Annotated in this window: 12 protein-coding genes; 6 read left to right on the forward strand and 6 right to left on the reverse strand. The window is 48.9% G+C overall.

The annotated features are described in order from the left end of the window. The first annotated feature begins 63 nt into the window (after nt 1-63). Nucleotides 64-951 (forward strand): 50S ribosomal protein L11 methyltransferase, encoded by an 888-nt coding sequence (gene prmA / locus Q4A84_RS10250; protein WP_303088835.1) that lies wholly within the window; start codon nt 64-66, stop codon nt 949-951. Nucleotides 952-1216: 265 nt separating this feature from the next. After that, nucleotides 1217-3040 carry a hypothetical protein gene (locus tag Q4A84_RS10255; RefSeq protein WP_303088836.1) on the forward strand — a complete coding sequence of 608 codons (1824 nt, stop codon included), beginning with the start codon at nt 1217-1219 and terminating at the stop codon, nt 3038-3040. Between the two features lie 87 nt (nt 3041-3127). Here the strand turns inward: Q4A84_RS10255 and Q4A84_RS10260 are convergent, their stop codons facing one another. Together Q4A84_RS10260 and wrbA are read right to left on the reverse strand one after the other, a co-directional pair. Next, nucleotides 3128-4363, reverse strand: a complete 1236-nt coding sequence (locus Q4A84_RS10260) for a sugar MFS transporter (protein WP_303088837.1) — start codon at nt 4361-4363, stop codon at nt 3128-3130. A 334-nt stretch (nt 4364-4697) separates the two neighbouring features. Beyond that, nucleotides 4698-5300, reverse strand: a complete 603-nt coding sequence (gene wrbA / locus Q4A84_RS10265) for an NAD(P)H:quinone oxidoreductase (protein WP_303088838.1) — start codon at nt 5298-5300, stop codon at nt 4698-4700. A gap of 65 nt (nt 5301-5365) precedes the next feature. Here wrbA and Q4A84_RS10270 point away from each other — a divergent pair, with 65 nt between their 5' ends. Then, the gene (locus Q4A84_RS10270) at nt 5366-6604 is read left to right on the forward strand and encodes a YihY family inner membrane protein (protein ID WP_303088839.1); all 1239 of its coding nucleotides are present in this window, start codon (nt 5366-5368) and stop codon (nt 6602-6604) included. A gap of 121 nt (nt 6605-6725) precedes the next feature. Beyond that, nucleotides 6726-7439 carry a hypothetical protein gene (locus tag Q4A84_RS10275; protein WP_303088840.1) on the forward strand — a complete coding sequence of 238 codons (714 nt, stop codon included), beginning with the start codon at nt 6726-6728 and terminating at the stop codon, nt 7437-7439. A 173-nt stretch (nt 7440-7612) separates the two neighbouring features. On the opposite strand, the gene Q4A84_RS10280 is transcribed toward Q4A84_RS10275, so the two are convergent. The 3 genes from Q4A84_RS10280 to Q4A84_RS10290 form a co-directional block, all read right to left on the reverse strand. Then, the gene (locus tag Q4A84_RS10280) at nt 7613-8392 is read right to left on the reverse strand and encodes an exodeoxyribonuclease III (protein ID WP_303088841.1); all 780 of its coding nucleotides are present in this window, start codon (nt 8390-8392) and stop codon (nt 7613-7615) included. 121 nt (nt 8393-8513) lie between these two features. Next, the gene (locus Q4A84_RS10285; RefSeq protein WP_303088842.1) at nt 8514-9128 is read right to left on the reverse strand and encodes a glutathione S-transferase family protein; all 615 of its coding nucleotides are present in this window, start codon (nt 9126-9128) and stop codon (nt 8514-8516) included. Nucleotides 9129-9266: 138 nt separating this feature from the next. Then, the gene (locus Q4A84_RS10290) at nt 9267-9632 is read right to left on the reverse strand and encodes a helix-turn-helix domain-containing protein (RefSeq protein ID WP_303088843.1); all 366 of its coding nucleotides are present in this window, start codon (nt 9630-9632) and stop codon (nt 9267-9269) included. A 91-nt stretch (nt 9633-9723) separates the two neighbouring features. On the opposite strand from Q4A84_RS10290, the gene Q4A84_RS10295 reads away from it, so the two are divergent. Further along, nucleotides 9724-10668, forward strand: coding sequence for an NmrA/HSCARG family protein (locus tag Q4A84_RS10295; RefSeq protein ID WP_303088844.1), 945 nt, complete (start codon nt 9724-9726; stop codon nt 10666-10668). A 183-nt stretch (nt 10669-10851) separates the two neighbouring features. Here Q4A84_RS10295 and Q4A84_RS10300 read toward each other — a convergent pair whose 3' ends face one another. Further along, nucleotides 10852-11358 (reverse strand): HPP family protein, encoded by a 507-nt coding sequence (locus Q4A84_RS10300; RefSeq protein ID WP_303088845.1) that lies wholly within the window; start codon nt 11356-11358, stop codon nt 10852-10854. A 94-nt stretch (nt 11359-11452) separates the two neighbouring features. Here Q4A84_RS10300 and Q4A84_RS10305 point away from each other — a divergent pair, with 94 nt between their 5' ends. After that, nucleotides 11453-11983 carry a TetR/AcrR family transcriptional regulator gene (locus Q4A84_RS10305; RefSeq protein WP_303088846.1) on the forward strand — a complete coding sequence of 177 codons (531 nt, stop codon included), beginning with the start codon at nt 11453-11455 and terminating at the stop codon, nt 11981-11983. Nucleotides 11984-12079 lie beyond the last annotated feature (96 nt).

A 12079-nucleotide genomic window follows, 5' to 3' on the forward strand; every position in this document is an offset into this window, starting at 1 on the left:
GTCTGAAAACCCTATCGCCCGATTTCAGGTAAAATACACTTCTGAAAACCAACAGGAATCCATATGGCTTACCAACAAATTACGATTTTCGTAAACGAACGTATCGCCGAAAATCTTTCCGACGCATTAATGGAACACGGTGCCCTTTCCACCGCCATCGAAGACGCCTATGCCGGCACCGAAGAAGAGCAAGCCATTTTCGGCGAACCGGGCATGCAGCCCGAACAAATCTGGCAACGCAGCAAAATCATCGCCCTATTTAACGAACAAGACGATGCCGCCGCCGTGCTGGCTAGTGCTGCCGACACCGCCGGCATCAAACTGCCCGAATTTGAAACCGAATCATTGCCGGAACAAGATTGGGTGCGCCTAACCCAATCCCAATTCGACCCCATCAAAATCTCAGACAGACTCTGGATTACCCCTTCCTGGCACCAAATACCCGACCAGCAAGCCCTCAATCTCAAGCTCGACCCCGGTCTGGCCTTCGGCACAGGTAGCCATCCCACCACCCGCCTGTGTCTGCAATGGCTGGATAACAATCTAAAAAGCGGCGAAACCGTATTGGATTACGGCTGCGGTTCAGGCATCTTAGCGATTGCCGCCATGAAACTCCGCGCCCGCAGCAGCACCGGCGTGGATATCGATCCACAAGCCATCCGTGCCAGTAAAGACAACGCCTTAAACAACGAAACTCAAGCAAGTTTCTACTTGCCCGATGAATTGCCGGAAGGCCAATTTGATGTTGTCGTCGCCAATATTCTCGCCAACCCTTTGCGTATGCTCGGTGAAATGCTTGCCTCGCGCACTCGTGCAGGCGGCCGAATCGTACTATCCGGTTTATTGGAAGAGCAAGTTGAAGAAATGTCCGGCATTTACAGCCAATGGTTTGACCTCGCCGCACCCCAAACCGACAACGGCTGGGCCTGCCTGAGCGGCACCAAACGATAACCCTATTTGCATAACGGTGCCTATCGGTCAGAGGTGGGCGCCGCTTGTCCTACATTCCAGACAATACCTCTTTAAAACATTATCCTATGTAACTGTTAAATCTCATTTATCTTCAATCCACAGACACACCCGAATTTTTCAGAAAGCCCGCCCATTTCCTCGGCATCAAACGTTATTCCGAAATAACACAGCTACGATACCAATCGACCGACACATCCTCTTTTGCATCTGAAAATGCCTGTCTGAAAAGAGCAGAGACCGCAATATGACTGAAGAACAACTCATTCAGCGAACCATAAAATACAACCGTCAAGCCGCCCAAAACCTGTCTGCCTATCGCCGCAAAGTTATCGCCCTTTTCTATCTCGGATTGGCGCTGACACTGCTTTTCTGCCTGCCCTTTATCGCCCTGCTGGTTTTTGCACTCGAGCGCTGCGCCCAACATCTGATCCCGGGGCTGTTTCTATTTGCCATCAGCTTACTGATTTTAAGCCGAATCGTCCGCCCCTTGCTGGCCACCATCAACGAAACCGCCGACAACATAGCCTTGCAGCCAAAGCAATCACCAGCACTTTTCCGCTTGGTTGAAGAAATATCGACCGAACTCAATTTGAATAACAACCTACAAATCAACCTACATAAACAGCTTTCGATTTCAGGCACTTCCGATAAAAAGCAAACCATACTCAACCTCGGCTTGCCTCTGCTGCAAACTTTAACGCCAGACCAATTCCGCAGCATCGTTACCAACGAGCTCATTCATATTCGCAACGGAAACGAGCGCCTGCAAAGCACCATGAGCCTGCGTCTTCAGCGCTGGAGCAACCTGCGCGACAGCCTAAACGGCAGCCTGCTCGGCTCACTTTCCGCTCCTTTCTTCAAACACATCCTGCCTTGGCTCGATTTGCACACCTATCCGCTCTACTGCCACAACGTCTTGCACAACGATACCGAAACCACCCGCTTCTGCCCTCCGGAGGAGCTGGCTGCCGCGCTATGCAATCTTCATGCCGCCGCCGCCTATCTGGAGGCCGACTTTTGGCATCAGTTTACCTACCAAAGCCGCCAATACAAACGCCCGCCCAAAATGCCGTTCCACGCCTATCCGGCCTGTTTGGAGCCCGCCAGTTTGAAAAACCATCTGGAAGCCGCACTCAATGTGCCGCATTACGTCCATAACCCGCGCCCCACCCTGCAAAACCGCCTGCGTAACCTGCGATTGGCACCAAGACTTGATTTTCCCCAACCCGAGCAGTCTGCCGCCAAACTATTGGGCGACACCCTACAACAAGCCATGCAACAATTTAATCAAGAATGGTGGCAAGGCGAAACCGACCAAAGCTGGCAAAAAGCCTACGACTCGCACCAAGAACGCCTGACACGTTTGCAAACCCTCAACGATATGGCCGAGGAGCACACGCTGCCCGAAAAGGAAGCACTTGAACGCGCCATGCTAACGGAACATGCTGCCAACGATCCCCAATCCGCCTTAATGCAACTAGCCGAGCTGCACCGTCTGCATCCCGATTCCGCCCAAGTTTGCCTGGAATACGGTCGCATGTTATTGGACAAGCATGATGGCGACGGCGTACCCGTCATCCGACGCGCCGGCGAATTAGACAACATGCTAACCATCCAAGCCGCCACCATCGAGCGCGATTACCACGCTAAACACGATCGGAATGATGCGGCCGCCTATTGTCAAAAAATCATCGACCACCGCCTGAATGAAGACGAACAGGCACAGGCGGAACGCACCTATTGCACCCCTGAAGATTTACTGGAACCCGCACAAATCCCGGCCAACGAATTAGCAGAATTTCAGGCCTACCTTCAAACCATCGACGGTTTGGATAAGGTCTATCTCGTGCAAAAAACCGTGCGTTACCGAAAACACCAGCCCATCTATATTATTGCCTTTACCGTGCGCACCCGTTTGTGGCAAAGCAAAACCGCTGCCATCATCCGTATTACCGAGCAATTAACCGCAGCGCCTTTTCCGCACGAAGCATTCATCATTACTCTCAGCGGCGAATTCAAATCCATGCATCCCCGCATAACGCAAATGAAAAACGCCCGTATCATTTAATTTAAAAGAGTAACCTTCCGAAACAACAAAATGCCTGTCTGAAAATTCAGACAGGCATTTTTATTTCTTAATCTTCCGCTCAACTCATCAATCAACCTTATGGCCTTTAACCGCGAAGAACAGAATGTAGAGGTAACACAAAATCGGCAACACGAAAGAAACCATCAGCGCTTGGGTCGCACCCATGCTACCGCTCAAATTATCGATAATCGCACCTTGCGTAAAAGGAACAATCGCACCGCCCACAATGGCCGTACAGATAATGCCGGAAGCTGCGCCGGTAAATTTACCCAAACCGCGGGTAGCCAGTGAAAAGATTGTGGGGAACATAATCGAATTGAAGAAACCAACCGCCAAAAGCGTATACATGGCTACTTTGCCGCCAAACACAATCGCAGTGGCAATCAAACCGATAGCAGCAATCGCTTTAAACATCAAATATTTGCTAGGCTCAACCTTACTCATTGCAATAGAACCCACAAACCGACCTACCATCGCCCCGCCCCAATAAAAAGCAATCAGCTTCGAACCGTGCAAATGACCAACCCCTGCAACGGCTTCCATCACACTAATCAACAAACTGCCGATGGCCACTTCACCGCCCACATAGCAGAAAATACCCACAGCACCAAGAATCATATGCTTATATTGCCAAACGCTGGTTTTACCGTCATGATTGTGCTCGGTTTCAGCTTCAGCAATCGCCTTGGCATCGGGCAACTTAATTAATTTCACCATAACCGCCAACAGAATCAGCACGCCGGCCAAACCCAGATAAGGCAGCTGAACCGATTGAGCTTCTTGAGCCGGCGACATATGTTTGCTCGCTTCGGCCAAAATAAGCATTCCGCCAAGAGGAGGAGCAACCGTAGTGCCTACCGAATTAAAAGCCTGCACCAAAGTCAACGTGGCCGATTCCTTACCCGGCTTGGACAACAAGGTAACATAAGGATTGCCCGCCACTTGCAGCAAAGTGATGCCGGAAGCCAGGATAAATAAAGCGCAAAGGAAAATCGGGTAAGACACGCTGGATGCTGCCGGATAAAATAAAATACAGCCCAAAGCAGCTACCATAAAGCCGCCGATAACGCCGTTTTTATAACCCAATTTTTCAACCACTTTGCCCATGGGAATCGACATCAAGGCATAAGCGCCGAAAAACACCATGTTGACCAACATGGCCTGCGTATAGTTAAGGCTAAACGCATTTTTCAAGTGCGGAATCAGAATATCGTTAAGGGATGTAATGGCACCCATCATAAAAAAAAGCGAAGTCAGCACGGCGAGTGCCGGCGTATTATTTCTTGGCGCTTGTGAAGACATTATGGTTATCCTAATCTCTGTTTAAATAAAATATTTCCGTCTGGCTCTGCTGTTTCAAACTCTACTATCCGAATAGATTTCAAGTTAAGATAAAACAATTAAAAATAACACGGCAAAGCGCAGTAATGCCTGAGCAGACATTGAGTCGCAACTGCAAAATCTGCCGACAATCAGAGGCAAAAAGTGCTTCCATTGTTTATGGCAGCTAAAAATCATACTGTTATTTTATGCAAACCGCTACTGTTATATTGCTACATAAAATCTTAAAAAAGCCTTTTCCCGAAACTTAATTACAATATCGATTCAAAAACACTTAATGCCTGCCTGAAACCGCCTACGCCAGCTTAACCGCCAATTCGGCCAACCGCTTTCCTTGTGCAAACGCAAGCTGCTGCTCATCTTGGCTCAATAACGCCTTCCCTTCCGAGCCAGCTACATGAGACGCGCCATAAGGCGTTCCACCGGTTTGGGTGTGATTGAGCGCCGCCTCGCTAAACGGGATGCCGCTAATAACCATACCATGATGCAACAGAGGCAGCATCATGGTTAACAGCGTACTTTCCTGCCCCCCGTGCAAGCTGGAAGTGCTGGTAAATACCGTAGCCGGTTTGCCGATGAGTTCGCCCGAAAGCCATTGCGGAATCGTACCGTCGATAAAATATTTCATTGCAGCCGCCATATTTCCGAAGCGAGTCGGGCTACCCAAGGCCAGAGCCGCACAGCTTTTTAAGTCTTCCGCCGAACAATACGGCGCACCTTCCGCAGGAATATCATTTTCCACCGCTTCACACACGGCCGACACTTTCGGCACCGTACGCAAAACGGCTTCGCAACCATCAATGCTTTCAATACCGCGGGCAAGCTGGCGGGCCAGATTTTGCGTAGCGCCGTGTTGGGAATAATATAAAACAAGAATTTTCAGAGGATTTTGGCTCATAAAGTTTTTTCCGTTAAAATATGTAGTCTTAACCATCAAGCCGCTGCGGCGGCATCATGCAGATTATGCCCAAATCCCCATTTTTGCAAGATTGGCGCCAATCGCGCGGCTCTGGCTTTGCCGGTTTTTTATGGCACCGTTTCAATGAAGTACGCGTACCGCAAATCGCCGCCAGCCTCACTTTTACTTCGCTCTTGGCATTGGTTCCCGTGCTTACCGTAGCGCTTGTCATCATTTCGGCCTTCCCTATGTTTAGCGACGTATCCGCCGCATTCGTCCGCTTCGTCAACATGACCATCGTGCCCGACGGCGCCGGCATCGTGTTTGATTATCTTAACGAATTCAAAGATAAAGCCAGCAACCTGACCGCCATCGGCATCATTATGCTCGGCGTTACTTCGCTGTTGCTGATTCAAACCATAGACCAAACATTCAACCGTATCTGGCAAGTCAAAACACAACGCCCCCTCTGGATGCAGTTTCTAGTTTACTGGGCCTTGCTGACCCTAGGCCCGCTGATTGCCGGCATCGGACTTTCCGCATGGGGTTTATTATTCAGAAGCGGCAAAATAGCAGAAACATTTCCCCTGCTCTCCGGCCTCTTGCTCGCTTTGAATTCGCTTTTTTTCAGCACCATTAGCCTTTATTTGCTTTACCGCTTGGTGCCCAACCGGTTTGTTCCCTCCAAGCATGCTTTTATCGGTGCCACCATTACGGCGATTTTACTGGAGATACTGCGCTGGGGCTTCCGGCTCTATATCAGCCGCTTCAACAGCTATCAGCTGATTTACGGCGCCTTCGCTGCAATACCGGTGTTTTTAGTTTGGCTGCATGCGCTATGGATGGTGGTTATCAGCGGAGCAGTGCTGACTTCGGCGCTCTCCTATTGGCACGGCGAGGCATTTCGCCGACGGCTGGATTCACGCGGCCGCTTCGACGACGTGTTGAAAATCCTGTTGCTGCTTGACGAAGCCCAACAGCACGGCCGAGCGGTTAAAGTTCAACAATTCCGGCAACACATCAATATGGGTTATGACGAGCTGGGCGACTTATTGGAGCAGCTGACGCGCTGCGGCTATACGTTTCACGGAAACCGCGGCTGGGTTTTAAAAACCAACGCCGATCACATCATCATCAGTGATTTGTTCAAGCTCTTTGTCTATCGCCGCCCCGAGCATCTTTCACAAACCGACCCGATCGCCAAAACCATAGACCAGATTATGCAGCCCTGCACCGACAGCATGGACATCAGCCTAGCCGATTTTCAAAATCATATGCAAACACATACTGTCGAACAGGCATAAAAATGCCTAAAATATTCGGTGATTTTTCAAAAATCAATATAGATTCAATTACAGATAACCTACTGAAAAATATTAAATACATCTAAATTCATTTTTAGCTTACATTACACCAAGGAATAATATGAACAGCAAAAAAACAACCAATAAATTTACCTTTATAGCCATAATTTCTACACTGCTGACCGCCTGCAGTCCCGCAGAAAAAACAGCAGATTCAACCAACCCACAGCCAAAAGCAACGATTAATCAAGCCGCCTCCATTGAAAATAGCGAGGGGCACTTGTCTGAAAAATATCAAGCAATATTAGACGGCTTTCCCGTGGCCGATCCCAAGCTGGATCAACCGATAAACATTTCCGACAAAAAATCGGCAACCGGCCTCAACGATTTGGAAAAATTGGCAAAATTTATTAGCGGCCCAACGAACAAAGAATCAAAAGAATTAGCCCAAAAATTTCAAAAGGAAATAGACAAAGCCCAAACAAGCAAAAGCGATATTCCATCTGTAGAATTAAACGGTTTGATAAAAGAACTTGAAGCGTTTGCTGAAAAAGTAAAACAGGATGTAAACAAGCTTGACTTGCAAGATGAGGAAATGAAGGAAACAGCTGACAGGATCCGTCTTTCTACTGAATTATCCACACAATCAATGATCTATACACTACAAAATATCAACTTCGTTAAGAATATAGATGAAACAAATGTTGAGGGCGCAACTTTTGCCAAAGAGGCAGGGCAAAAAGCATTAGAGCTGAGAAATAAGATAGATCAAAATGGGAAAGTTATCTCAGAAAGCTTTTCAAAGTTATCCGACAAATACCTCGATACTAAATAAAATAATGCAGTAGATAACCCGTAATAAAAGCCTGTCTGAAAAGTTCAGACAGGCTTTTATTCGATAATCTGCCACTGACTGTATGAGAGGCCATTACAGGAAATCTTTCAGCAAGCTCATTACATTAAAGTGCCTATAGAACAACACAAAGCCATACCTATCTGAAAGCCGCCTTAACCGATGCTGTAATCATAATCCACCACCAACGGCGCGTGATCTGAAAACTTCTCATCTTTATAAACATGCGCCTGCAAAGCTTTGGCTGCCAAATCGGGCGTAACCATATGGTAGTCAATGCGCCACCCTACATCCTTGGCATAGGCCTGGCCGCGGTTGCTCCACCAAGTATAACCGGGCACCTCAGGATAAAGTGTTCGCCACATATCAACCCAGCCCAAATCGCGAATAACCCTGCCTATCCATTCCCGCTCATCCGGCAAAAAACCGGAATTTTTCTGGTTGCCCTTCCAATTTTTCAAATCAATATTCTGGTGTGCGATATTCCAATCGCCGCACACCACAATATCGCGCCCGCCCGCCTTCAATTCGGCCAACATCGGGTAAAACGCATCCAGAAAACGGTATTTCAATTCCTGACGCTCCGGTGCGCTGGTGCCGGAAGGCAGGTAAAGCGAAATGACACTCAGATTGCCGAAATCGGCACGCACAAAACGGCCTTCCCGATCAAACTCCTCAATCCCCATGCCTGTCTGAACAAAATCCGGGCGCTGTTTACTGTAGATTGCCACCCCGCTATAGCCTCGTTTTTCCGCGCAATGCCATACGCCGTGCATTCCGTGCGGGTTCTTCATCTCGTCAGACAAATCTGCTTCCTGTGCTTTCAATTCCTGCACGCACACGACATCCGCGCCGGAATCAGCAATATATTCGTGAAACCCTTTTTTATAAGCAGAGCGAATACCGTTGACATTGGCAGAGATGATTTTTAACACAATAAAGCTTCCTGAATTGAAAAACGGCGTTCATTATAAGTTAAAGCCCCGCCGAATAACACCAAACAAATGCGTTCAGACAGGCATTGGCCAACGCACAATGCCTGTCTGAAACCACAGTTCATCGAGCCTCTCGGCACCATTCCTGAACCGCATCCAGCGCCGCAATCCGCTTAACATAAGCCGCTACGTCGCTGCTCAAATAATCAAGCAAACCATAATTCAACAGGCGCAGCGCCACTGGTGCATAAAACGCATCCGCCGCACTGAAGCGGTTGCCCGCTAAAAAATCACCGCCAAACCGAGTAAGCCCTTGCTGCCATAATTCATTGATTCGCCGCACTTCAGCAGCCAAGTTCGCATCCGGCACAAGCGGCACCTCAACAGGCGTAATACGGAAATCACATTGTGTGCGCAGCTCAGGGAAGCCCGAATGCATCTCCGCCGCGGCAGAATAAGCCCAAATACGCGCCGCCTTATCTTCCGGCCAGATATTCGGATAACGCTCACCCAAATAAAGGCAAATCGCCAAGCTGTCCCACACGGTTACATCGCCGTCCACCAACACCGGCACTTTACTGTTCGGCGAAAACGAACTCCATTGTTGCCGCTGCTGCGCCAGATCATCCAAAAAAAGATGAAGCTCCTCTTCAAACTCAATACCCGCCATTTTCAACATCAACCACGGGCGCAGCGACCATGAAGAACGTTCTTTATTGGCAATATGTAAACGCATCTACTTTCTCCTTTAAAAAATCGAATTCAAAATTCGTAAACCACACTTCTCTATAATATAAAATGCACAACAAACCATACTGACCGCAGTCTTGCCCACTATCGCATCAATACAGCCCTCATCATCATGAAACAACGCTTATTGAAAACTACCTCGCGCCGTTACCACCTCATTACCCCAATCCGTAATCGCAGCCAACACAGGCAAGCAGCTACGGCCGAATGCCGTCAATTCATATTGCGTTTTCAAAGGCGGCTTATCGCCGAACACTTGCCGCGAAATCAAGCCGTCCAGCTCCAACTGTTTCAGTTGGCGGCTCAAAATGGCTTCCGTTACGCTAATCAGCGCAGCACGTAATTCGCCAAAGCGCCGCGGCTCATCTTGCAAATGATAAAGAATTACCGCTTTCCACTTCCCACCGATTAAATCCATAGCCACGCTAATCGGGCAAGGATACGTTTTACCGCCGAAATCCACAAAATCACTGAGACATTCCGTTTTCATTTCTCTTAACCTATTCAAAAGGATAGTTATTGCCCACACCTGCCGGCCTTTCTATACTGACCGCTCATCCGTTATTTAGCAAGGATTCATTATGACTATATCCTCCTTACCTTTAGTCGCCGTAGCCGGTGCCGGCAGCAAACAAGGTCGCAGCGTCGTCGCTTCATTATTAAACAGCGGCCTTTTCCGCGTACGCGCCCTTACTCGCCATCCGGATAGCAGCCAAGCCCGATTATTGCAGGCGATGGGCGCGGAAGTCGTCAAAGCGCCGCTCGCTCTCGGCCATCAAAACGAAATGACAGCCGCCATGCGTGGTGCGGAAGCCGCTTTTCTCATGACCCCGCCAACCGATCCGCAAGATTCGCAAGAATTTGCGCTCGGCTGCCAACTGGCAGACAGCGCCGTTGCGGCTGGCGTTCAACACATTATCTTCAGCACCTTGGAAAACGTTGATGCCATAACACAAGGGCAAAAATTCGCACCGCATTTTACCGACAAAGCCCGCGTTGCCGACTACATCCGCACGCTTCCTATCGCGCATTCCTTCATCATACTAGCCTTCTTTTATACCAACCTTTTCGAATATTATCTACCGCGGCGGGAAGGCGACGCCCTACTCATGCCCATCTACCTGCCGGAAGACTTTCGCGCTCCGTTCGTCGACCCGCTAACCGCCACAGGGCCTGCCATACTCGAAATACTCCGCCATCGTGAAAAATATCAAGGGCAAACCTTGCCAGTAGTCGGCGATTTCATCACGCCGCGGGAAATGGTCGAAACCTTCCAACGCGTAACCGGCATCCGCACCGAATACCGCAACGCCTACACCCGAGAGGGTTTATTGCGCTATTTTCCTGAATTTTCCGCCAATGAATTGCTGGTACGCGAACTGCTCGGCATGGTGCAGTATGCCGTGGAATACGGCTATTTCAGCGCCGATAACCAGCCGACAACCACCTTCCCCGGCGCATTAAATTGGGAAACGTTTTTGCGACAAACTGGCTGGCGGGGAGAAAAACACGCATTCGGCCTGTAAACATCAAAACTAAACTGTGAATGTCTGCTACCACACCCAAGCCTGTCTGAAAATTTCAGACAGGCTTTCCATCTTAAATAATATCAATTAAACCATTACCCACAATTCTATCGATAGACACCGTCTGCGTTTTCCTCTCGCTTTCATATCTCAAACGACCATAGTTATCTTCACACAATAAAATCACCAATAAGTCGGATAACGCCGGTGCTTACCCCAGTTGTTATACAACAAAGCCACCGCCACCAGAATCAAAGAGCCGAATAATGTCGGCGTGAGCAAAAACGACCATCCCGCATGCAAAGTCATCACAATCAAAGGATTCGATCCGGCAGGCGGATGTGGTACACGCAGCAACAACATCAATGCCACCGCAGTTCCCACCGCCAAAGCCATACTCCACCAATGCACGCCGAACAAAGCCATAAACACCAAGCCGGTTAATGTTGCCGTAAAATGCCCGCCTATCACGTTACGCGGCTGGGCAAACGGGCTTTTCGGATAGGCAAACACCAGCAAACAACTGGCACCGAACGACCCCAATACCAAAGGCAGCGCCAAACTATCGCCGGCAAATGCAAAAGCCGCCGTTGCCAACGCGGCACCCAACCAAGCCAATGCGATGGTCTGCAGCGGCAGGCGCGCCGGGCAGATTTCCGTCGGATACGGCCATTGTTTCAAATTATCCATTTCTTTTCCTCAAAAAAATTCCACAATGTTAGAATGTATACCGTTCAGTATATTTATACTGTATACCAATCGGTATACTAACACAAGGAAAATAATGGATATCCGGCAAAGAATTATCGAAACTGCTTATAACCAATTCTATCAACAGGGTTTTCATGCATGCGGCGTCGAACTGCTGGCGCAAGAGGCCGGCACCACCAAGCGCACCCTCTACGCTCATTTCGGCAGTAAAGAAGGCTTAATCGAAGCGGTTTTGCAATATCGGCACAATCAATTCATAGAAAATATGCAAGCCGCGCTAAATAAACGACCCGAACGCGAAACAGCTACCGCCTATCTGGATTTCATCAAGGCATGGTGCACGTCGCAACATTTCTACGGCTGCCTATTTATCAATGCCAGCGCCGAATTTTCGGATGGCGAAAGCATGCCTCACCGCCATGCCGCCGCTCATAAACAACAAATACGCGAAATCCTGCAAAACCGCCTGCAAACGGCAGGTGCAACAGATGCCAAAGAGCAGGCCGACTTCGTTTTCCTTTGCGGCGAAGGTTTAATCGTTGCGGCGCAAACCGGTCAATTGGATTTATTCAACACAATCAAAATCAACCATCTGCTTGATTAATGCGACGGTTCGGCCCCAAGCACGTATTCTCCAATCGATCATTGTTATCAATGTGACTTTGAAGGGGACTTTACTCCGACGGAGAGAGGATTTACT

Source organism: Neisseria sp., from assembly GCF_030527965.1.
In the GTDB taxonomy this organism is placed as follows: domain Bacteria; phylum Pseudomonadota; class Gammaproteobacteria; order Burkholderiales; family Neisseriaceae; genus Neisseria.